The sequence below is a fragment of the Brevibacillus sp. B_LB10_24 genome (assembly GCF_046036945.1).
Taxonomy (GTDB): Bacteria; Bacillota; Bacilli; order Brevibacillales; family Brevibacillaceae; genus Brevibacillus_C.
In genome coordinates this window covers 1-22,507 of the sequence record NZ_JBJQOQ010000017.1, presented here as the reverse complement: position 1 = coordinate 22,507, position 22,507 = coordinate 1, and the positions used below count along the sequence as shown (strand labels likewise).

Genomic DNA, 22,507 nt, shown 5'->3' with positions numbered 1-22,507 from the left:
CTGTGAACAAAATTGATTGAAGGAGGCACATCATATGGCAGGCGAAATGGGAGCATTGGGAATGGTGGAAACGAAAGGATTGGTCGGGGCGGTAGAGGCGGCAGACGCCATGGTCAAAGCGGCAAACGTGAAGCTGATCGGCAAGGTGCACGTCGGCGGCGGACTGGTTACCGTAATGGTCCGCGGTGATGTCGGCGCGGTCAAGGCGTCTACTGACGCGGGCGCCGCTGCTGCGGAAAAGGTGGGGGAACTCGTCTCGGTACACGTCATACCGCGTCCTCATTCCGATATCGAATTGATCCTTCCCAAATTGGAAGGGTAAGCGCGTAGCATATGGCCTTGATTACAGAGACAACACTAAGGGCCATGCTCAGAGGGGGGATTCCCAATCCCTATCCCATTCATGAGGACGATAAGATTACCCCGGCGGCCATTGACTTTTTAAAGGGGAGGGGGATCCAATTGAAACCTTTAAAAGTGACGGAATCAAATGAAGAATCGGATTCATCTGCGGCGGAGCTGGTCGTTCCCGTAGGGGTGTCGAACCGGCATGTTCACCTGTCCCCCGAGGATGTGGAGGTGCTCTTCGGAACCGGCTATGAGCTTACTCCCCTGCGCAATTTGTCGCAGCCAGGCCAGTTTGCCGCACAAGAGCAGGTGACGCTGCTCGGTCCCCAAGGGTTGATTCACGGCGTGCGCATCCTTGGTCCGGCCAGGGGGGCAAGCCAGGTAGAAATATCCCGGACAGACGGGTTTCGCTTAGGTGTTCACCCGCCCGTCCGGCTGTCGGGGTTGATCGATGGGACGCCGGGAATTACCTTGATCGGCCCGAAGGGTTGCGTCGTGCTGCAGCAAGGAGTCATTGTAGCCAAATGCCACGTTCACATGTCTCCGGATGAAGCCGCGGCCTTTGGTGTTGAGAATGGGGACAGCTTGATCCTGCAGACGACAGGCGAGCGTCCGATCATCTTTCCGGAGGTGGCCGTTCGCGTCAGCCCGAACTTCGTTTTGGACTTTCACATCGATCTGGATGAGGCGAATGCGGCTAACTTGAAAACAGGCGACAAAGTCTGGGTGACCGGCAAGAACGGCAAGCTCCTGTCCGGACTCCGGAGGTGAGGAGCATGGACGTCAGAGAAATCGTCGAGTCGATCACCCGGGAAATCCTGCAGGCGATGAAAGGGGAAGAGGCAGCCAGACCAAAAGTGCTGTTCATCTTTTGTGACAGTACTGCTCAGGAAGCCTTCACCGATCAGTTCATCAAGCTGAAAAATCACGGAATCTGTCATGACATCCTGTTTTTGGATGGGGAAACTTCGTCGTGGCTGGGCATGCACCGGATCGAATGCGGCGGGGCGGGGAAGATCATCGCGACGGACGAGTATGCGCCTGCCCCGTTGGAGGTGCCCAAGGAATACGATGCCGTCGTCATTCCGGAGATCGATCTGGACAACGCCGCCAGAGTAGCGGCCGGGATGAAGGGCTTGATTAAGGCGGAAGTGATCTTTTCTGCATTGGTCCTGGGGAAACCCGTCATCGTAGGCGAAGACGTTCCCGGATTGAATCGATCCGACCGTCGCTGCCTGCAGACGTTAACCCTTCCGGTTCCCTACCAAAGACTGTTTGAGCGGCATCGCAATGAGATGAAGGAACTGGGGATCCACTTTGCTCCGCAAAAAGACCTGGCTGACCTTGTGATCCAAAAGCTCCTCCCGGCGGAGCAGCAGAGCGGCCAGACTTCGCTGTTTCCAGGCAAATTGCTGACAGCGGACTGGGTAAAAGCCCGCGCCGGGGATGTCGGCAAGACGATCGTCTTGCAGCCGGGCTGCATCGTTTCCCCTTTGGCTTATGACGTCTTAAAAGAGAGAGGCATTTCCGTCCACTACATCGGTAAAGGGTGAACAGGATGTTTTTAGGCAAGGTCATCGGCAGTGTCTGGTCGACCCAAAAAGAAACAGGCATGGAAAACTTGAAACTCCTGATCGTCCAGCCGATCGATTGGCAGGAGACAGAAGGGGGACAGACCGTCATCGCCGCCGATCGGATCGGCGCCGGCGTTGGCGAGCGGGTGATTGTCTCCCGCGGTTCTGTGGCCCGCAGTCTGTTTCAAGAGAAGAACGTCCCGGTCGACGCCGTCATCGTCGGGATCGTCGATTCGTTTGAGATCGCGGAGGATGAGTAGGAGAGAAAATGGTTTCGGATGGCCCGAGGAATGTTCCTTGTCGAACGTTCCCGGGCCATTTTTGTATGGGTGGTATGCCTGGCAGATTCGTCCGTTTTGCCGAATATCCATCGTCTTCCAGGAATAAAGATGGTACAAAACGCAGCAGCAATCGCAGGGGGTGATGACTTGAAACGGAGTCTGCGCAGTTTTGGCACCGGAATGATGTTCGTCGGCCCGTCCCTGTTTTTGATGATCGTATTTGTCTTTTACCCCATTTTGAAAACGATCTATTACAGCTTGTATCTCACAGACCCCCGCGGCGTCCCCGTCCAGTTCGTCGGTGTGGAAAACTACACCCAGTTGCTGGCTTCCGACAGCTTCCAGCTTAGCATGAAGTCCACCTTTTTGTTCGTCCTCTACACAGTGCCGACCAGCATCCTGCTGGCGCTGTTTTTGGCAGTGCTGGCTAACGAACGGGTGAGGGGAGTGGAATTTTTTCGAGTGATTTTTTCTTCCTCGCTCGGTGTCTCTGTCGCTGCCGGCTCCACGATCTGGCTCTTCCTCTTTCATCCGAGCATCGGGCTGTTCAACCACATCTTGAAGACGCTTGGCGCATCTCCGATTCAGTGGCTCACCAGCCCCGACTGGGCGCTTACGTCGATCGCGCTGTCCACCGTCTGGATGAGCGTGGGCTTTAATTTCATCGTGCTGCTCGGGGGGCTGCAAAATATCTCCGAAGAACTGTACGAAAGCGCCAAAATCGACGGAGCCGGGTACTGGGTCAACCTGTTTCGGATCACTCTGCCGCTCTTGTCTCCCACCCTGTTTTTTGTCACCGTCGTCACCGTCATTCATTCGTTTCAATCCTTCGGCCAAATCGACATCCTGACCAAAGGCGGCCCCGCGGAATCGACCAATCTGATCGTGTACTCGATCTACCGGGACGCGTTTATCAACTATAAATTCGGGACGGCCAGCGCCCAGGCGATGATCCTGTTCGTGATCATCCTGATCGCGACGTACGTGCAGTTCAAGGTTGGGGAAAAGAGGGTGCATTATCAGTGATGGTGAAAAACGCGATGATCTACTGTCTGCTCGGTCTGTCGGCACTGATCCTCTTCTTTCCGATCCTCTACGCCGTCTCTGCCAGTCTGATGAGTACGGAGGAGATGTACGGCGGCAAGCTCATCCCCAGCCAATTTTTACTGGAAAACTACGCAGCTGCCCTGCAAAGTGTCCCCCTGCTCAAGTTTTTGCTGAACAGCCTGATCGTCTCGGCGACGGTGATGATCGGTCAAATCGCCGTCAGCAGTCTGGCCGCCTATGCTTTTGTCTACATTCCGTTTAAAGGAAGAACATTCATTTTTTACCTGTTCATTTCGACGATGATGATTCCCTGGGAAGCGACTATGATCCCCAATTACCTGACCATCCTGCACCTGAATTGGATCAATACCTACCAAGGGCTGTCCGTTCCGTTCTTTGCGCTCGCCTTTGGCACGTTTCTGCTGCGGCAGCACTTCCTGACGATCCCCAAGGAACTGCGCGAAGCCGCGGAGCTGGAAGGATGCGGCCACCTGCGTTTCCTGCTCTCCTTTGTGTTGCCGCTGTCCAAGCCGATGCTGGCGGCGCTGGGAGTGTACGGCTTTCTCACGACCTGGAACATGTACTTGTGGCCGCTATTGGCAACCACCAACAAGAGCGTGCGGACCGTGCAGATCGGGTTGAAGATGATGCAGTCCCAGGAGAATTCGACCAATTGGCCGGTGGTCATGGCAGGGGTCGTGATCGTCCTGCTGCCGACGCTGATTTTCTTGTTCGTCGGGCTGAAACAGCTGAAAAAAGGGTTGATGTCCGGTGCATTAAAAGGGTGAATGAGCCCGGCTTCCATCGCTTGAAGGGGGGCTTCGGGATCAAGATAAAAACAAACCTGAAAGGTGAGGAAGAATATGAAGAGGATTTGGCTTCTTGGCCTGGTCTTTCTGCTGGTGCTCGCCGGCTGCACCAATTCCGAAACGGCCGGGGGCGGCCAGACCGGGCAGACAGACGACGGCAAGGTAAAAGTGACCTTCTGGCATTCGATGGGCGGCGATGCGGGCAAAGCCCTGCAGAAGATCGTCGACAATTACAATGCGAAGCAGACGAAGGTGTTTGTGCAGACGGAGTATCAAGGGTCGTACGAAGAAGCGCTGACCAAGCTGAAGACGGTGGGCGGAACGCCGGAGGCGCCCACACTGATGCAGGTGTATGAGGTAGGCACCAAGTTCATGAGCGAGAGCGGATACATCCAACCCGTGCAGGATTTCATCGACAAAGAGCAGTTTGACCTTTCCCAACTGGAAGAAAATATCGCCGGGTATTACCGGATCGATGGAAAGCTGTACTCGATGCCGTTCAACACGTCAAACGCCGTCCTGTTCTACAATAAGGATAAGTTCAAGGCTGCGGGGCTTGATCCGGAGAAGCCGCCCCGTACGTTCAGCGAAATACAAGAGGCGGCCAAAAAGCTGACCGACAACGCCAAGGACGAAAAGGGCTTCGCCATCCTCATCTACGGCTGGTTTATCGAGCAGTTGATGGCCAACCAGGGAGCTGACTACCTCGATGAAGGAAACGGGCGGAAGGGCGAGCCGTCCAAGACGCTGCTGAACGGTCCGGAAGGGCTCAAGATCTACCAGTGGCTCGACGAGATGAACAAGGAAGGCGTGCTCGGCAACTACGGACGCAAATGGGACGATATCCGCGCCGCTTTCAAAGCGGGAAAAGTGGCGATCTATCTGGATTCGACTGCAGCGACAGCAAGCAATGTTAAGGACTCGCCGTTTGAAGTGGGCACGGGATTTCTGCCGGTTCCGGATGGCGTGGAACCGAAGGGAGTCATCGTCGGGGGCGGATCGATCTGGATGATGAACAGCGTCTCCGACGACCAGAAAGCGGCGGGCTGGGATTTCCTCAAATTCGTCGCCCAGCCCGATACCCAGGCACAATGGGCGGTCGATACGGGTTACTTCCCGATTACGAAAGCGGCTTACAACGAAAAGGTCCTGCAGGATACCTACGCGAAATATCCCCAGTACCTGACCGCGGTCAAACAGCTGCAGAGCACAAAACTGACGACCGCGACCCAAGGGGCATTGATGGGCGTCTTCCCCGAGGCAAGAGCCGAAGTGGAGAATTCCATCGAGAAGCTTTACGGGGGAGCCGACGCGCAAAAAGTCCTGGACGAAACGGCGGAGAAGATCAACAAGCTGCTGGCGGATCACAAAAAAGTCACGAAGTGAACAGATGTCGGCAAACCGCAAAAACCCTCGTCATCGTACGGATGGGTTTTTTGCGGTTTTCGGCCGGTAAACGGCAGTAAGATTTTATCGTAAAGTCTGACATAGATGTACGTCTAACAAACCGCATTTTGACGGAAGTGCACGCGAAAGAAACGGCAAAAGTGCTTGCAGAGTATTCGCTGGTGCTGCATGAGCAAGGGGCAACCCAATGGGAAACCATGGATTCCATCAGCAAAGTTCCTTCGTTACTTTGAAGAACACGAAGAGAAGCCTGTTAAAAAAGTGTAATATTTTTCAGTATGAGATATTGCCGCTTTTACGAAATTGAGAGTTCTTATGGGGAGCCGGGCAGTCGACAGCTATTGCAGCCTCGTGTTCTGCTCCGACTCGATGTGGGAAATCTTGGACGACTCCCCCATTCGCCAGTAGACGATCAGGCTTACGGCGATACAGGCGGCTACGTAGTAGTAAAAGAGCGGCTCAATTCCGCTGCTTTTGCACCATAATGCGATATACTCAGCCGTGCCACCGAACACCGCGACCGTGACTCCGTAGGGAAAACCTACGCCTAAAGCGCGGATTTCGGTAGGGAAGAGCTCGGCTTTTACAATCGCATTGATCGACGTGTAGCCGGTGACGATGATCAGCCCCGCCATCATCAGCAAAAAGGCGGCAAAAGGGCTTTTTGTGCGCTCCAGGATCAGAAACAGCGGCACCGTCAGCAGCGTTCCGAGAATGCCAAAGCCCATCAGCAGCGGACGCCGCCCGATCCGGTCGGAGAGCATGCCGGCGAGCGGCTGAAGTACGACGAAGACGAGCAGCGCGATGAAGTTCACCCAACTTACGACCTCCTTCGGGAGTCCCTCCGTATTTACCATGAACTTCTGCAGGTACGTCGTATAGGTATAGAAGGCGACAGTTCCGCCGAGGGTAAGCCCGACGACTGTCAGCACTGCGCGGGGGTGCTTCATCAAAGCTCGTATCGTTCCGGCTCTTTTCCGGTCTTTTGAGCCCATCTTTTGAAACTGTTCCGATTCATCCATGGTCCGCCGCAGCCACAGCACAGCCAACGCTCCCAACGCGCCGATCACAAAGGGGATGCGCCAGCCCCAGGACTTCATATCGGCTTCGCTGAGGATTTGCTGGAGGATGATCTGGACGCCCAACGCCACCAGCTGCCCGGCGACAAGTGTGACGTACTGGAAGCTGGAGTAGAAGCCGCGGCGGCCGCTGCTGGCCATTTCGGACAGGTACGTGGCCGAGGTTCCATACTCTCCTCCCAGCGACAGACCTTGCAGCAGACGTGCAAGAACCAGAATAATGGGAGCCAGCACACCGATGCTGCTATAGCCGGGCGTAAAGGCGATTACCAGGGAACCGGCGGCCATGACCGTGATGGAGAGCGTGAGTGCGGCCCGGCGGCCGTGACGATCGGCGTAGCTGCCCAGCAGCAGGCTTCCAATCGGACGCATCAGGAAGCCGACGGCGAAGACAGCCGCGGTGTTCAGCAGTTGGCTTGTTACATCTCCTTTGGGGAAAAACTCTGCCGAGAAGTACACGGCGAAAGCCGAATAGACGTACCAGTCGTACCACTCGATCAGGTTTCCAACCGAACCCTTGAAGATGTTGCTCGTGATGCGCCGCATCTGTCTGCGCTCAGTAGACGTAGTCAATGCCAAATCCTCCTCACCCGTTTTCTACCTCCTTAGATATTATGGAGGATTTTCGCCAAATGTATGTCACAGTACCATTTATTCCCATTCATTCTATAAAACAAAAGCCGATTTTTCCCCCATAAGAAAGGAAGAACCGGCTTTGATTCGGTGATGATCGCTGACGGACCCGGCAGCATGGCTAGACCGACTGCTTCTTCTGTTCATATGCTGTCCGTTTGATATTTTGGATTTCTATATTGATTTGGCGCATTTGCTTATAAATTTCCATCATCTGAAAATAGGTAGTAGAAGGATGTTTGGCTTTTTCAATCAATTCGTCTTTCAGCTTTTGCAAAAAAACGATTCTCGCTAATAATCCCATCTTTTTTCCTTGTACATGAGAAACGGATTTTTTCATGTTCGTTTGGCAGATTATCTACCGAGAATTCTCATCCTTTTTACCTTGAAACCACTGGCTTGAAAAACTCTGTCATAAAATCTGTCAAGCTTGTATCACGGACATCCCCTTATCGGTATGATTCAACTATAAGCTTCATGGCTTTGACACTCATTGTTCTCGCCATGGCTCTCCATACTCCTTCTATTGCATCCAGCTGCTGGATGCCCTTTTTTTGATCTGGCCCTTTTACATGAAAAAACGCATACCCCGCAGGATACACGATTGACTAAATGGCCTAAAGATAGCTTCAGTACTCTACTTCGGTCACCTCTTGCAAAGGCTCCAACGGATTCTCCCTTGCCTCGCGCAGTTCTTTTTCCAACAGCTTTTCATGGCTTTCGTCGGCCAGGCTAAAGTAGAAATATTCGTCGGCATGCTGATCTTTCCGGGCCGGCTGTTTCTCTGCTTGGTCCACGGCTCCTTTCGCCTCCTTCAAAAATACTTCCATCGTAGCTTGCCTAAACTTGACTGATCTTACACCTGTTGGCAGGGAAGTTGTTTCTGTTTTGTAACTTCTTTCACCTGATTTCCCGCTACAATAGAGGAAGTGAAATGCATATCGGAAGGGGAAGAAGGCAGAGCGATGAAGGGAAAATGGGTTTCCTTACTACTGGCGGCAGGATTGCTGACAACGGGTTGCGGGATGAGCGCTTTGCCCGACAACCTGGTGAAAGCGCCGCGGTTGGCGCAAACCCAGCAGGCAGTCACGGAGGCCGTCATGCAGGCCCTGCCGGAGGGAGCAAAGCTGGCAGTGCCATCCCGGCCGCTGCAGATGAGCGCTGTCAATCTGAAAGACTTGGACGGCGATGGCCAGGATGAAGCAGTCGCCTTTTATAAAAAGGAGTCGAGCGAGTTCGAGTTGGGGATTCTTGTGTTGAAAAACGAAGCCGGCGAGTGGAAGCGAATTGCCAATATGGAAGCGTTGGGCCGGGAGTTGGATTACGCCGACTTTCAGGATGTTACCGGTGACAACATGCCGGAGCTGCTGGTGGGATTGAGCGGAGGAGCCGGGCTTAACTCCGAGATCTCCGTCTACTCGCTCACAGGAGGACAATTGAAGCAAATCTGGCGGCAAAAGTACTCAGAGATCGCAGTCGGCGACTTGACCGGGGAGGGACGCTCAGAGATAGCGGTATTGCTGCACGACCACGACAAGCTGGAATCCAAACTGAAACTGTACGGGTACCGTGATGGGAAGATGAAGTCCATCAGCGAGCTGGACATGGACGGGGGGATAAACGGCTTTGATCAGGCGTTGATCGGCAGCGCCACGCCGACGGTGAAAGGCCTCTTCGTGGACATGGGTGTAGGAGCGCACTCGGCCTTCACATCGCTGGTGATCATGAAAGACGGCAAGCTGACAGATGTTTTTGGCAAGACAGAATACGGAGGGGATAAGACGTTCAAACCTTATCCACTCAATTCGAAGGACGTAAATGGAGACGGCATTGTCGAAATCGGCATTCAGAGCCAACCAGTTGGTTCGGAAGAACTGCCTATGGTGGACGTCCCGTGGATTGACTCTTGGTACCAGTGGGATGGCAATGACGGCCTCAAATTGGTTCAGGAGGATTACACCGACTATGAAGTGGGATTTGATTTTACCATTCCGGCCAAATGGCTGGATAAGTACACAGTGGAAAAGGTGCAGTCCGGGGTTCGATTTTCTTATATTGGCCTGTCTCCGGAAAAACCGGCAGAGCTGCTGTCCTTCAAGTGGTTTTCAATGGATGATTGGAAAAAACAGGAGGACATTCTGAAGAAAAAACAAGTTCGCTATACGGTGCTCGGCGACAACGGCGAACATGTCATCACCGCCCAGCTGCCTGCAGACGCCCCCCGTTTATCTGGCCGTTTTCTTGATGAGTACAAGCAAATGCTGCTGCAGGACAACGAAGTTCAAAATCACTTCCGCATGGTCGAACCCTAATCATCTCCTCGAAATGCAGGCTTATTGACGCGTCTTTTGGCCGTCAATGAGCCTGATTGCTTTGAGTTCCTTTATTCTATGTTTTGTGACAATTCCTGCGGATGATTATGGTAAAATAGACCTGGAGAGCTTTCATAAAAATGATTCTATCGTATGAAAGGTTCGTGAACGAGAAAGTGGCAAACTCTCATGCTGTGAGTGACCCTGCATTAGATCCGGCCTGGCCCGTGACAAAATTTCAAAATCCCCAGTCCCTGTCGACGCATTTGCTGAGGCCTCGCCTCTACGAACTGCTGGAGGAACAAACCAGGTCGAAGCTGACGCTTCTGCTTGCTCCGGCAGGGTTTGGCAAGACGACTTTGATCGGCGGATGGGTTAAGCAGAGAAGCGAATCGGCAGGTTGGATTTCTCTGGACAAAAGCGACAATGATCCGGTCAGATTTTGGGGCTGCATCGGCAAGGTGCTGGAAGAACTTTCTGCGGACCTCGGAAAAAGGGTACAAAGCAGCCTGCACGCCGCAGCACTGCCTTCAGCTGAGGTTTTGCCAGCTAAATTGATCAATGAACTATCCCGAATTTCACGGGAATTCGTACTCGTATTAGACGATTACCACCTCATCACAAACGAACAAATCCACCAGAACATGCTGTATTTTATCGAAAATATGCCTGAAACCATGCACGTGATCATCTCAACAAGGGTTGTCCCACGCTTTCCTCTGCATCGGCTGAGGGCGAGAGAGCTGGTTAGAGAAATCGGCGTAAGTGAACTTCATTTCAACTTAGATGAAACATTTTCCTTTTTCAACCAATTGAAAAAGTTCGACATTTCCCGGGAAGATCTTGATATTTTGCAGTACCGTACAGAAGGCTGGATCGCCGGAATGCAGCTCGTCGCCCTGTCGATGCAGGGGCGGGACAACCTCCCCCGTTTTGTCCGTGAATTTACGGGCAATCACCGTTACATCTGGGATTACGTAGTGGAGGAAGTCTTCATGGCCTTATCCGGCGAGATGCAGGACTTCTTGCTGAGGACATCCATTCTGGAACGCATGACTCCTTCATTATGTGACAGTGTCACCCGGCGGCAGCAATCGGAAGAGATTCTGGCTTATTTGGAGGCAACGAATTCTTTTATTGTCGCACTTGACCAGGAACGCCGCTGGTACCGCTACCATCACCTGTTTTCAGACATGCTGCAGACCCAGCTGCGCCGTAAGTACGCGGATCAGATTGACCAATTGCACCTGGCGGCCAGCCACTGGTATGAGCGGAATCTCTTTTGGGAGGAAGCTGTCGAACACGCCCTGTCGGGAGGCCATTTTGACCAGGCTGCGGCGTTAATCGACAAGTTATCGGTGACTTTGCTAAAACAGGGGAAACTGGCTACGCTGAAGCGCTGGCTGCACAGCTTTCCCGAACGATGGCTTCAGTACCATCTGAAAATGGCAGTGATATACCTCTGGACATTGGTATTGTCCGGCGAGCTGGAGCAGACGTTCGAACAGTTGTCCCGGGAGGAACAGTATCTGACCACTGCCGACCTTCCCGCGGAAGAGGCAAATGAAGCGATTGCGGAGTTGTTCGTCATTCGGGGGTACTTGGCCATGCAGGAAAGGGACGTCGACAGAGCCCTCGCTTGTTTTCGCGAGTCGACCAAGCGGCAGCCAAACAAGGTCGGCCGATTTTTTCAATCGGGGATTGAGCTGAATGCCGGAGAAGCGCTCGTGCTCCGCAGTCCGATGTGCATGGGAGGCGAGCTTGGGAAAGTGGAAGAGGTGTTTACGAAATTACGGGTTCTGTGGAAAAACAGCGGACTTTCCATTCTCGGTTACGGTTCTGCCGTACTGGGCGAGCTGTACTACGAAAAAAATGTCGACCACGAAGTAGAGTATTTTGTCCACCGGGGGATTGAGCTGGGACAAAAAGCCGAGCATATCGGGATACTCGTGCCGATCTACCTCACCTATGCCCGCTGGAAACGTGCGCATCGCGACCGGGTTCAGATGTGGGCGGTGATGGAAGAGCTGGAAGAACAAATACAGCTCCTGGATGCCTCCGATTACTGGCTGGAAGCGGTAGAGGCTTTTAAGGTGAGACTCTGGATCGAGGAAAACAGGCTGGAGCGGGTGGACGACTGGATCAAGCGCAGCAGCTTGAATGCCATCCGGCCGTTCGCGATACTCCAGGAGTTCGAATACATCACATTGGCCCGGGCATGGATCGCCCTGGATCAAACGGATCAAGCACTTGCCCTGTTGACCAGGCTGCTCCTGCAAGCGGAGCGGGCGGAGCGATTGGCCAGCATGATTGAACTGAATTTGCTTATCAGCCTGCTGCACCAAAAACAGGGGGATGAAAGGAAGGCGGTCACCGCGTTGAATCGGGCTCTCTGCCTTGGGGAGCCGCACGGATACCTGCGAACCTTTCTCGACGAGGGCGACTGGCTGGCACGGTTGCTTCAGACGTTGAATAAGGACAAGTACAGGCTGCTCGCGGACCAAAAGGCTCTGCATTACGCAGAGCGCCTGCTGTCGTATTTCCCGGCTGAACACGCCGCGGACATAGCACAGTCACCCACAGTTGGACAAGCCAGGCAGTTGACCAGGCGGGAGCTGGAGGTGCTGGCTTATATGAAGCAGGGATACACCAACCAACGAATCGCCCGGGAGATGTGCATCACGGTAGATACGGTGAAAACCCATACGAAAAACATCTACGAGAAGCTGGGAGTCAACAACCGCACCCAAGCGATCTCTCTGGTCATCGAGCGGGGAATTTTGTAAAGACTGCCCTGAATTTCCCTTGTTTGTCCCAAGGGCTTGTGTTACATTAAAGAAACGATTTACCCAATAAAAAGAATATTAGCTCGTATAATTTTGGGGATATGGCCCATAAGTCTCTACCGGATGACCGTAAATCATCTGACTACGAGTGGAAGTGCGCCTAGGGTTCCGCTCCCTTTCTTCGGCAATGGTTTGTCGGGGCGGGGAGGATTGGACCGAGCGGCGCAAGCACATAGATGTATTCCTTGTGCTACACCTAAGGGATAAAAACCCAGGGGGACAGGTTTCACTTGAGACGCGCATGTCGTGTTTTCGCAACCTGTCTTTCCTGGGTTTTTCTTTTACAAAAAAAGGAGCGGAGAAGATGAAGGCATTACAAGAGCGAATCAGGCAGCAAGGGGAAGTGTTGTCTGCCAGTGTGCTGAAGGTGGACTCATTTATCAATCATCAGGTGGACCCGGTGCTTGCGATGGAGATCGGTCAAGCCTTTGCCGAGCACTTCCAGGGGCAGGGGATCACCAAGGTGCTGACCGTGGAGGCGAGCGGAATCCACTTTGCGATGGCCGCAGCACTCGCCCTGAAGGTTCCCTTTGTTTACGCCAAAAAGAAAAAAGCTGTCACACAGAATGAAGAGGTCTACGCTGCGCCCGTCTATTCCTTTACCCGCCAAGAGACGTACCAGATCAGCGTATCCAAGCGCTATCTGGACGGGAACGACCGCATTTTGATCGTGGACGATTTTCTCGCCACCGGCGCGGCGCTGCTCGGCTTGAAGGAGATCATCTCTAATGCGGGAGCCCATCTGGTCGGGGTAGGCGCCGTGATCGAGAAGAGCTTCCAGGAAGGACGCCGGAAGCTGGAAGAGGCGGGCGTTTACGTCCACTCGCTGGCCCGCATCCAATCGATGTCTCCTGAAGAGATCGTGTTTATCGACGAAGCCGCAGCGCCAAAGGAGACTGCATCCGTATGATCAGCAAACAAAAGACGGTAACACTGGGGATGCAGCACGTACTGGCGATGTACGCCGGTGCTGTTGTCGTTCCGCTGTTGATTGGCAAAGAGCTGGGCTTGACTCCCACGCAGATGGCTTATCTGATCGCGGCCGATCTGTTCACTTCAGGGATCGCCACGCTGATGCAGGTAGTCGGCACGCGTTACTTTGGCATCAGGCTGCCGGTCGTGCTGGGCTGCACGTTCACTGCGGTAGGCCCGATCATCGCAATCGCCTCCACCTCGAATCTCGCCACCGCTTACGGGGCGATTATCATCTCCGGCCTGTTTGTAGTGCTGGCGGCTCCGCTGTTTGGCAAATTGCTGCGCTTCTTTCCGACAGTCGTCACCGGATCTGTCGTGACGATCATCGGGTTATCGCTCATCCCGGTGGCGATGAACAACGCTGCCGGCGGCGCAGGCAGCGCAGACTTCGGGTCCCCGCGCAACCTGCTGCTGGCGCTTGGCACGCTTGTCTTGATATTGCTCGTCAACCGCTTTTTTACCGGCTTTACCCGCGCGATTTCCGTTTTGATCGGGCTGGTCGCCGGAACGGTTGCCGCTTACTTTATGGGCATGGTCAGTTTTCAATCCGTGGCCCAAGCTTCTTGGGTAAACATCGTACAGCCATTTTACTTCGGTACTCCGCAATTTAACATCGGCGCCATTTTTACGATGATCCTGGTCAACATCATCAGCATGGTGGAATCGACTGGCGTCTACTTTGCCGTATCCAAAATCGTTGACAAGAAACTGGAGGAGCAGGATATCGTCAAGGGCCTGCGGGCGGAAGGGCTTGCCATTACCCTGGGCGGTCTGTTCAACGCCTTTCCCTACACCGCCTTCTCTCAAAACGTCGGCCTGATCTCGCTGACCCGGGTAAAAACCCGCTCGGCGATTACCGCTGCCGGCCTGATTCTCGTGGTGCTGGGACTGCTGCCGAAGCTGGCCGCGCTCACCACGGTGATCCCTGACGCCGTGCTTGGCGGGGCGATGATCGCGATGTTCGGCATGGTCGTGGCGTCAGGCATCAATACGCTTTCCAGCGTGGACCTGCGCCAGAACGAAAACCTGCTGATCGCCGCCTGCAGCATCGCCGTGGGCTTGGGCTCATCCGCCGTCCCGCAGATATTCGATCAATTGCCGAACATGCTGAAGATGCTGCTGCAAAACGGCATCGTCACAGGGTCTTTGACCGCGATCGCGCTTAATATCCTGCTGCTGCACAACCGGAAGGGCGATAACCCCCTCCCCGTGCAAACGTCCCTTTCGGATGTATGATCAGCTTCGATGAAGATGCTCCGCTTTTACCGGCGGGGCATCTTTTTTTGTAAGAGAAGAAATTCATGCAGAAAACCTAAGGGCATTAGGGTTTGATGTGGAAGAAAAAGATATAATAGATGGAAAAGTGTTTATGGATAAATCTGGTGCAAGCTGGACGTATGTTTCTTATTCGAAATCTAACCTGATCGAAGAGAAAATGATGGAAAAATATGGTAGTTCCGTCTCATTTATCGAAACCCATGATGGCATCATGACAAAATACGCTGAGCGAGGCGATACCCTTCCGATTATTTTGATGAATGAGGATTTGACGGAAGGAGTTTTTTCATTTATGAGGGGCGGGAAAGTTGTGTCCATCAAGATGAACAACATCGGAAAATACGGTATCTGGACCTATAAACCTTTATAAGGATCCGACATAATTTTAAACGGGGTGAAGCATGATTTTTTTATTAGGTACAGTTATTATCAGCGGCTTGTTTTTTATCCCGGGTACAGTCACTGTCATCACGGCTTTTTATTGGCAAGCGGAACATAAAAAGCAATTGGCTTTCGGCGTAGCTTTGCTCGCGGCTGCTTTTGTTATTTTCATAACGGGTTTAGGTATTTGGCTAAAGGATTTTTTTGACTTGCTAGATTTAATCGCCGAGTAAATAGCGGATTTTCCTAGGATAGTGTAAGTTTCCAGAATGGATCGATCCATAAGTCCTGTTATAATCCGCTTCTGCTAAACCCTTCGACCTAGTTCTTCTCTGCATTTATCAGATTTTTAGGACATTAACCCTATGGAAAATATCCCCATTTCATGTGAAAATGCAAGTATTTTCAAAAGGACGTTTACTCTATTCCCAAGAGGAGGGATTTACTTGCGGAAAATAGCGCTGCTCACAGGACTTAGTTTGGCCCTTGTCGTCGGTTCGGTTGCTGCCCCCGTCCCAGTCGAGTACAACATGGGGGTCGCGGTCGCCGCGCCGAAAGAAGGGCGTCCGGCTTCCGCGACGTGGGATAACCCGGGGAAATCGGCGACAAAGCTGCACAAGGGAGCTCCTGCCGCGGCTGGCATGCGGGCCGAGCCGCTGCAAGCGATCGATCCGTTCATCGAACAGGCGATCGCGGATAAGATGATGCCTGGCGCCGTCGTGCTGATCGCTAGAAACGGCGTGATCGTCAAGGAACAGGCATACGGATACGCCGCGCGCTATGCGGATGCCCATTTTACCCCGCTGGATCAGCCCATTGCGATGAAGTCGGATACGATCTTTGACCTGGCGTCGGTCAGCAAGCTGTTTACGTCGACAGCCGTCATGCAGCTCTACGATCAGGGCAAGATTGACCTGGACAGACCCGTAGCGGCATACATACCGGAGTTTGCCCAAAACGGCAAGGACAAGATCACGATCCGGCAATTGCTCACCCATATATCCGGGTTTGAACCGGGCATCCCGATCTGGAAAGTGGACACCGACAGGGAGGGCCGGCTGCAGGAGGTGTTCCGCCACACCTTGCAAAATCCGCCTGGCAGCAAATACGTCTACAGTGATTTAAACCTGATCACACTGGGCGCGGTAGTGGAGAGAATCACGGGCAAGCGGCTCGATGAGTACGTACGGGAGAATATCACTGGGCCGCTGGGGATGAAAGACACCATGTACAATCCCCCGGCCAAACTGAAACCGCGGATTGCCGCCACAGAAGAAGAGCCGTGGGCGGAGCGGGGACTGGTCTGGGGAGAAGTACATGACGAGAAGGCCTGGTCGCTTGACGGAGTTGCCGGACACGCCGGTGTCTTTAGCACAGCCGAGGATCTGGCCGTCTTCGCCCAGATGATGCTGAACGGCGGTACTTACAACAACAAGCGGATCCTCTCGAAAGAGGCCGTCGCGTTGATGGCGGAAAATCAGATTCCCCAGTTTCCCGGGGACGACCACGGACTGGGCTGGGAGTTGAATCAAGGCTGGTACATGGACGCGCTGGGCGATGCGTCTTCCATGGGCCACACCGGATTTACCGGTACATCAATCGTCGTCAGTCCGGCAAACAACACGATCTGCATCTTGCTGACCAACCGCGTCCATCCGACACGTCAAACCGTGTCGACCAATCCCGTCCGCAGAGGTGTAGCTCGGCAGGCAGCCCTGGCCATTCCGGTGGACATTCCCTGGAAAAAGGACGGTGTCTGGTTCGCCGGAATGGGCGATCAGCTGCAGAACACGCTGACAGCCGAGGTTGATCTGACTGAAGGCGGGACGCTCAGCTTTGACACCTGGTTTCGGATCGAACCGGATAAAGACTTCGGGTACGTGGAAGCCTCCCCTGACGGACAGAACTGGACGCCGCTGGGTACCGCCTTTACAGGGAAGAGCGAGTGGACGCCGCATTCGTACCAGCTTCCGGAGGGAACGAAGCAGGTGCGGTTCCGCTACAGCACCAACGAGACAGCGAATGGACGCGGATGGTACGTCCATGAGCCCCAAATCAAGAACGCCAAGGGACAGAAGCTGAAAACCGCTTGGAAAGCAGCGGGATGGTCGCAGGCGGCTGAATAAGCTGCCTGCTGTCGTTTGACAAAAATGTTGAAAATTACCGAAATATGTTGACGAAAAAGCCAATTAGAATAAAATGGTGTTGTAGTAAATGAAAAACAGTTTGTCCATAGGAGGTACAAATGCAAACAGATGGAGTGTTAGAGAGCCATACCCCGCAGCCGAAGAAAAAGAAAATAACGCCGATCGTAGTGGCGTTAATCTTGGTCGTCGTTGTCGGGACGGTGGCAGCCATGGCTATGTCCGCATTCAAAAGTCCGAAAGCGGTCTACTTGAGTGCAGAATTAAAAGGGGTACAGGAGACGACGAAATGGGTGACGGAAGGGATGGACAAATACAAACAGTCGATTGCACCCTACCTGGAAAAACCTGTATACACTACAATGGAAATATCCGACCTGACGATTGGCCCCGTTCCTGGGGATCCCGAGCTTAGCCACATGCTGGATGTGTTAAAGGAAGCGACGCTGTCGATCGACAGTGCCGTTGACGAGAAAAACGGTAAAAAATACAGCAAAGTAAGTCTGGCGCTCAAAAACAATCACCTGCTCGGCCTGGAGGTGTTTTCCGATCAGGAGCGAATGGGTTTTGGCGTGCCTGAAATATACAACAAATACGGCATCATCAATTTGAAGGATGTCGATGAATTTAACAAAAAGTACGGTGCGGATCTGCCCAAAAAGATGATGAGCTATCAGGATTTGGCGGAGGCGATTAAAGTCGACCAATCGGAACTGCTTCCGATCGCTGCCGTGTACGGCAAGCTCTATGCAGACAGCATCACGGATGAGCAGGTGACGATCAATAAAGACGGCACCTTCGAAGAGGGCGGCACGAAAATTCCCAGCAGGGAAATTACCGTCACCTTCTCCGACAGCCAGTTTAAAGAGCTGATGACAAAAGTATCGGATACGGTGGCCGCTGACGAGAAGCTTCACGATCTCCTTTACAAGCGTTACTCGAATATCGTCAATCTGCTCAAGGACAACGGCTATCCGATCAAGGACAGAGATGTGCTCAGCAAAGATAAGTTTGTCGATAACATCAAGGAATCGATGAAAGATCTGGTCGCTTCCATGGATAAAGGGGATGCTGTGAGCGGCGTGAAGATGGTGCTCAACGTGGACGGCTCCGATCGCATTTTAAAGCGGACCGTAACCCTCACGTCCCCTGACAAGAAAGAGACGATCACGATGAAGAGCGCGAAGTGGACAGAAGGGCAAGCCGAGAAAGGAGTATTCCAGGTCGTCACGGATTCGGTTCGCGGAGAAGACGTTGACATGTCTTTCAGCTTCACCAAAGAAACCAAGGATCAGACGACAAACGGCAGCTTTGAATTGAAAATAGACGAACTCCGGGATAAGAAGGTAGAGGAAACTGCCCTAATCAAGACTTCCTACAAGTCGACGAAGGACGGGAATAAAGAATCCGGGGAAATCGACTTTAGCATCGGCTACCAGGAGGACGGAGTCAATCAAACTTTGTCCGGGAATGTTGCGGCTGTGACCGAGACGACAGAAGAAAAACGCAATTCCGAGTACAAGGTCAAGCTGAATACGGGCGAGTTGGCTGATGAGGAAGAATTGCCGGAAGTCATCCAGTTTTCGCTGAAATCGACGGAGGAGTTTGGCAAGGAAGCACAGTTCCCGGCTCTCTCCAAGGATAATTCGCTCGACCTGGTTAACATGACCGACAGTGAAGCCGATCAGGTGATGATGGAAGCGCAGATGGGTGCGCAAGCGTTTATGTTGAAGAACATGGGGCTGTTTCAACAGCTTGGATTGATACCGGACTTCCCGGAAATGTACTGATCAAAGAAGGGGCAGCGCTACTTTTCGCTGCCCCTTTTGCATATTTAACCTAGCCAGTGGACTCGTTGAAATTGTAAACTAGGGTAGTAGGGACAAATAAAAACGGAACGCCAAGGGATGGTTCCCTCGAGATTCAGCCTGGGTGCAATGCTTGAGATTTTGGTCCCCTCAAGGTATGCGCCAATAGACATGCTCGCGGATGATGCGCCCTTTGGCTTCAAATAGAAGAATCGATTCAAAAGTTCATCCCCATAGTGCAATCTGCGGGAAAACTGACACCTGGCGCTTTGTGGGCACCGTTCTCCCAATATTGCCGACCTGATTGGAGCATGAGCTAAGATTGACGCAGCCAGCTAGACCTACATCACTTAGGAATCAGGCTTAAGCGCAACCAATAGGAGGCAAAAGTATGATCATTGCAAAAGTGGAAACATCGCGAGCGGCCATTCCGCTGAAGAAGCCGTTCAAAACGGCTCTGCGTACGGTTGAACAGGCGGAAACCGTCGTGGTAAAAATCACCAGTGAATGCGGCAAAACGGGTTGGGGCGAAGCGCCGCCCACGGTCGTCATTACGGGTGACAGCATGGAGAGCATCGAGTCAGCTATCCGCAACACATTGGCCCCCCAGCTGATCGGCAAGAACCTGCTCCAGTACGAACAGGTTTTTCATCAGCTGCATCACCTGCTGGTCAACAACAACAGCGCGAAAGCGGCCGTAGACATGGCGCTGTACGACTTGATCAGCCAGCAGGCGGGGATGCCGCTGTACCAGTTTCTCGGTGGTTACCGCAACCAGATCGAAACGGATTTCACGGTGAGCGTCAATTCGCCTGAGGAGATGGGAGAAGACGCACTCGCCTATATGCAGGCCGGTTTTCTGGTACTGAAGATCAAGGTAGGCAAAGATCAAATCGCTAATGATATCCTCCGGATCAAGGAAATTCGCAGCAAGGTCGGCAACCAGGTGAAAATTCGCCTCGATGCCAACCAGGGATGGGAAGTAAAAGAGGCGATCCGTTCCATTCGCAAGATGGAGGATATGGGGCTGGATATCGAGCTGGTGGAGCAGCCGGTAAAAGCCCACGATCTGGCTGGTTTAAAAGCGGTAACAGATGCGGTAGATACGCCGATCATGGCCGACGAAAGCGTCTTTTCGCCGCGCCAGGCGTTTGAAGTGCTGCACAACCGCGCCGCCGACCTGATCAATATCAAGCTGATGAAGGCAGGCGGGATTTACAAGGCCCAGATTATCAATCACATGGCGGAAGAGTGCGGAGTGGAGTGCATGGTCGGCAGCATGATCGAAACGCACATCGGCATCACCGCAGCTGCCCATTTTGCAGCCAGCAAGAAGAACATTACGCGCTTTGATTTCGATGCCCCATTGATGCTGGTGAAAAGCATCGTAGAGGGGGGCGTTCGCTACGACGGACGCGTGCTGACCCTGCCGGAGGCACCGGGTCTCGGCATCAGCAAAGTACATGTGTAGGCTGGGGGGAGGAGAAAATATGGAAAAACCAACCGTTCGCATGGTGGCATCTGTTCCGGTAGCCACAGTTTGGACGACGCCGGCTTCCCCGCGGGAAATGGACCGTCCGGCGATTGAAAATCCGGCCGATCTCACGGGCTGGCTGCAGGCGATGAGCTACGAGGACCGTCTGGAGCTCTGTGAAGCCAACCTGGTGCAAACCCAGGTGCTGTACGGCAGCCTGGTAGAAGTGATCGAAGAAGAGGCTGGCTGGCTGAAGGTAGTCATCCCAAGCCAGCCGTCGAAAAAAGACGAGCGCGGCTATCCCGGGTGGATGCCAAAATGCCAGCTTCTGGAGGCATCAGGGTTTGCCGCAAATCCGGACCAGCCGACCGCGGTGGTCACAAGCACTGCGGCACGGCTCTACGACAAGGAGGGCGAGCCGGGCATAACGCTCAGCTTCTTGACCAGGCTGCCCGTCATCTCGCAGTCGGGCGAGTGGATCGAGGTGACGACTCCTGCCGGTCCGCAGTTGCTAAAGCAAAGCGATGTAGCTGTTTTCCTGACAGAGCGGGACATCCCGATCGGCACAGGGAAACAGATCGTAGAGGCGGGAAAACAGTTTCTCGGCTTGCCCTACCTGTGGGGAGGAATGTCCAGCTTCGGCTACGATTGCTCCGGCTTCGCCTACAACATGCACCTCGCTAACGGGATTATCATCCCCCGCGATGCTTCCGACCAGGCGAAACAGGGCAAGGCTGTCGAACGACAGGATTTGCAGCCGGGCGATCTGCTCTTTTTCGCCTACGAGGAAGGAAAAGGAGCCGTCCATCACGTCGGCATCTACGCAGGCGACGACCAGATGCTCCACTCGCCCAAGACGGGGAAAACGATCGAGCTGCTCCCCTTGAGCGGTTCAGCGTATGAAGTGGAGCTTTGCGCTGCCCGGCGCTACTGGTAGGAAAAAAACGAGAGGCAGGACCTTATGGCACAGAGGCAGTTTTGTCTGACGGCCATAGGGTCTTTTTTTATTTAACTTTTGCAGCGTTTCATACAGTCAAACTTTACAACATTGCCAATCACCTGTACTGAGAAGAAGGGCTTTGTTCCTAACTGAAGTACATGATGGACGTATTGCTCCAACAAAACTGGACATATAATTGGAGCATAATTAAATGAATTTAGATGAAGGAAGAGAGAAATTGATGATGAATACAGAAACATTGCAATATTTGTAGAAGACCGGGTTGCCAATGGTCTATCGCATTCATCAAGTATAATCGGAGCCTCAGCAATGGTAAGTGGTAGGAGTATTATCTCGATCGACCGCCTTTCAAAACCGTAGCCTCGCTTTATCGGCAGACAATCAGCCAAATATATAACAGGAAAGAGGGAGACGCAATGTGTCATTTCATTTATAACTATAAAGTGAAGTGGGGGGACACAGACGCCGCAGGAATCGTATACTACCCCAACTTTTACAAGTGGATGGATCAAGCGGCACATGAGATGTTTAATCACCTTGGCTTTGCTGTATCGAAGCTGTTTACAGAAGAAAAGGTGGGCTTGCCTCTGCTTGAAACCCACTGTGAATTCAAATCGCCCGCTCTGTTTGAGGATCAGCTCGAAGTAAGAACTACGGTGGCAGAAGTCCGCGATAAGGTAATCAGGTTAACCCATGAGTTTTTTCGGGGTGGGCATTTGATTGCCAATGGATACGAAGTAAGAGCCTGGACAACCTTTGCAGAGGATAATTTAAAAGCTGTCTCCATTCCGGAACAGGTACGTGAAGCTTTGAGCAATATGAAAAGGGTGTCCTGTTAATTCTCCGCTTAAAGTGTCTTCTCGCGAGGGCAAGGCACTTTAAGCTGCATATAGTTTGCCCATCAATCATTTAACCTGCCACTGGTCGATTTTTCCTGTTGCCATCTGTTTTTTGTCGTGGTATGATCTTAGTTGTCGCTCGAAAGCGATGAGAATAAATCAAGAGAGAAAACGAGAACTATTAAAAATTTCCTCTTGATTTCTGAGATTCAGCCTGATATACTATTGAATTGTCGCCGGTAGTTAAAAAGTTGATGCCGACGAGAAAAAATGCTCTTTGAAAACTGAACAGCGAAGCGTTTTAGTGAGTA

The 22,507-nt window shown here is 52.8% G+C and carries 21 protein-coding genes and 1 riboswitch; of the genes, 18 read left to right on the top strand and 3 right to left on the bottom strand.

Going from position 1 to position 22,507, the window contains the following annotated elements:
- The first annotated feature begins 34 nt into the window (after positions 1–34).
- The 7 genes from ACI7RC_RS15995 to ACI7RC_RS15965 all read left to right on the top strand — a co-directional run bounded on the left by ACI7RC_RS15995 (position 35) and on the right by ACI7RC_RS15965 (position 5,445).
- Positions 35–322 (top strand): BMC domain-containing protein, encoded by a 288-nt coding sequence (locus ACI7RC_RS15995; protein WP_019122965.1) that lies wholly within the window; start codon positions 35–37, stop codon positions 320–322.
- Between the two features lie 11 nt (positions 323–333).
- Complete coding sequence (gene pduL, locus ACI7RC_RS15990) at positions 334–1,119, top strand: phosphate propanoyltransferase (protein WP_408109229.1); 786 nt, start codon at positions 334–336, stop codon at positions 1,117–1,119.
- A 5-nt stretch (positions 1,120–1,124) separates the two neighbouring features.
- Entirely contained in the window at positions 1,125–1,901 is a 777-nt protein-coding gene (locus ACI7RC_RS15985; protein WP_408109228.1) for a hypothetical protein, read from the top strand.
- Between the two features lie 5 nt (positions 1,902–1,906).
- Positions 1,907–2,182, top strand: coding sequence for a EutN/CcmL family microcompartment protein (locus ACI7RC_RS15980; protein ID WP_408109227.1), 276 nt, complete (start codon positions 1,907–1,909; stop codon positions 2,180–2,182).
- Positions 2,183–2,311: 129 nt separating this feature from the next.
- Positions 2,312–3,229, top strand: coding sequence for a carbohydrate ABC transporter permease (locus tag ACI7RC_RS15975; RefSeq protein ID WP_408109226.1), 918 nt, complete (start codon positions 2,312–2,314; stop codon positions 3,227–3,229).
- On the top strand, positions 3,229–4,038 hold the full coding sequence (locus ACI7RC_RS15970) for a carbohydrate ABC transporter permease (protein ID WP_408109300.1): 810 nt from the start codon (positions 3,229–3,231) through the stop codon (positions 4,036–4,038). The genes ACI7RC_RS15975 and ACI7RC_RS15970 overlap by 1 nt, the downstream gene beginning before the upstream one ends.
- A gap of 75 nt (positions 4,039–4,113) precedes the next feature.
- Positions 4,114–5,445 (top strand): ABC transporter substrate-binding protein, encoded by a 1,332-nt coding sequence (locus tag ACI7RC_RS15965; RefSeq protein WP_408109225.1) that lies wholly within the window; start codon positions 4,114–4,116, stop codon positions 5,443–5,445.
- 359 nt (positions 5,446–5,804) lie between these two features.
- Here the strand turns inward: ACI7RC_RS15965 and ACI7RC_RS15960 are convergent, their stop codons facing one another.
- The 3 genes from ACI7RC_RS15960 to ACI7RC_RS15950 all read right to left on the bottom strand — a co-directional run bounded on the left by ACI7RC_RS15960 (position 5,805) and on the right by ACI7RC_RS15950 (position 7,975).
- Positions 5,805–7,091 carry an MFS transporter gene (locus tag ACI7RC_RS15960; RefSeq protein WP_408109299.1) on the bottom strand — a complete coding sequence of 429 codons (1,287 nt, stop codon included), beginning with the start codon at positions 7,089–7,091 and terminating at the stop codon, positions 5,805–5,807.
- Between the two features lie 208 nt (positions 7,092–7,299).
- Positions 7,300–7,482 carry a hypothetical protein gene (locus ACI7RC_RS15955; RefSeq protein WP_408109224.1) on the bottom strand — a complete coding sequence of 61 codons (183 nt, stop codon included), beginning with the start codon at positions 7,480–7,482 and terminating at the stop codon, positions 7,300–7,302.
- A gap of 325 nt (positions 7,483–7,807) precedes the next feature.
- Entirely contained in the window at positions 7,808–7,975 is a 168-nt protein-coding gene (locus ACI7RC_RS15950) for a hypothetical protein (RefSeq protein ID WP_408109223.1), read from the bottom strand.
- A gap of 168 nt (positions 7,976–8,143) precedes the next feature.
- On the opposite strand from ACI7RC_RS15950, the gene ACI7RC_RS15945 reads away from it, so the two are divergent.
- The 11 genes from ACI7RC_RS15945 (at position 8,144) to ACI7RC_RS15895 (ending at position 22,196) form a co-directional block, all read left to right on the top strand.
- Positions 8,144–9,490: a VCBS repeat-containing protein gene (locus tag ACI7RC_RS15945; protein ID WP_408109222.1), complete on the top strand. Its 1,347-nt coding sequence runs from the start codon at positions 8,144–8,146 to the stop codon at positions 9,488–9,490.
- Between the two features lie 140 nt (positions 9,491–9,630).
- On the top strand, positions 9,631–12,276 hold the full coding sequence (locus ACI7RC_RS15940; protein WP_408109221.1) for a winged helix-turn-helix domain-containing protein: 2,646 nt from the start codon (positions 9,631–9,633) through the stop codon (positions 12,274–12,276).
- A 63-nt stretch (positions 12,277–12,339) separates the two neighbouring features.
- Positions 12,340–12,441: riboswitch (purine riboswitch) on the top strand.
- Between the two features lie 199 nt (positions 12,442–12,640).
- Entirely contained in the window at positions 12,641–13,246 is a 606-nt protein-coding gene (locus tag ACI7RC_RS15935; RefSeq protein WP_408109220.1) for a xanthine phosphoribosyltransferase, read from the top strand.
- Positions 13,243–14,547 carry a nucleobase:cation symporter-2 family protein gene (locus tag ACI7RC_RS15930; protein WP_408109219.1) on the top strand — a complete coding sequence of 435 codons (1,305 nt, stop codon included), beginning with the start codon at positions 13,243–13,245 and terminating at the stop codon, positions 14,545–14,547. Before ACI7RC_RS15935 ends, ACI7RC_RS15930 begins: the two co-directional genes overlap by 4 nt.
- Positions 14,548–14,644: 97 nt before the next feature.
- Positions 14,645–14,959, top strand: a complete 315-nt coding sequence (locus ACI7RC_RS15925) for a hypothetical protein (protein ID WP_408109218.1) — start codon at positions 14,645–14,647, stop codon at positions 14,957–14,959.
- A gap of 31 nt (positions 14,960–14,990) precedes the next feature.
- On the top strand, positions 14,991–15,203 hold the full coding sequence (locus ACI7RC_RS15920; protein ID WP_408109217.1) for a hypothetical protein: 213 nt from the start codon (positions 14,991–14,993) through the stop codon (positions 15,201–15,203).
- Positions 15,204–15,416: 213 nt separating this feature from the next.
- Positions 15,417–17,096 carry a serine hydrolase domain-containing protein gene (locus ACI7RC_RS15915; RefSeq protein WP_408109216.1) on the top strand — a complete coding sequence of 560 codons (1,680 nt, stop codon included), beginning with the start codon at positions 15,417–15,419 and terminating at the stop codon, positions 17,094–17,096.
- Between the two features lie 119 nt (positions 17,097–17,215).
- Positions 17,216–18,904 carry a hypothetical protein gene (locus ACI7RC_RS15910; protein WP_408109215.1) on the top strand — a complete coding sequence of 563 codons (1,689 nt, stop codon included), beginning with the start codon at positions 17,216–17,218 and terminating at the stop codon, positions 18,902–18,904.
- Between the two features lie 409 nt (positions 18,905–19,313).
- Positions 19,314–20,393, top strand: a complete 1,080-nt coding sequence (locus ACI7RC_RS15905; RefSeq protein WP_408109214.1) for a mandelate racemase/muconate lactonizing enzyme family protein — start codon at positions 19,314–19,316, stop codon at positions 20,391–20,393.
- 19 nt (positions 20,394–20,412) lie between these two features.
- A complete protein-coding gene (locus ACI7RC_RS15900; protein ID WP_408109213.1) occupies positions 20,413–21,333 on the top strand; it encodes a C40 family peptidase in 921 nt (306 codons plus the stop codon).
- Between the two features lie 440 nt (positions 21,334–21,773).
- The gene (locus ACI7RC_RS15895; RefSeq protein WP_408109212.1) at positions 21,774–22,196 is read left to right on the top strand and encodes an acyl-CoA thioesterase; all 423 of its coding nucleotides are present in this window, start codon (positions 21,774–21,776) and stop codon (positions 22,194–22,196) included.
- The last annotated feature ends 311 nt before the right edge of the window (positions 22,197–22,507 follow it).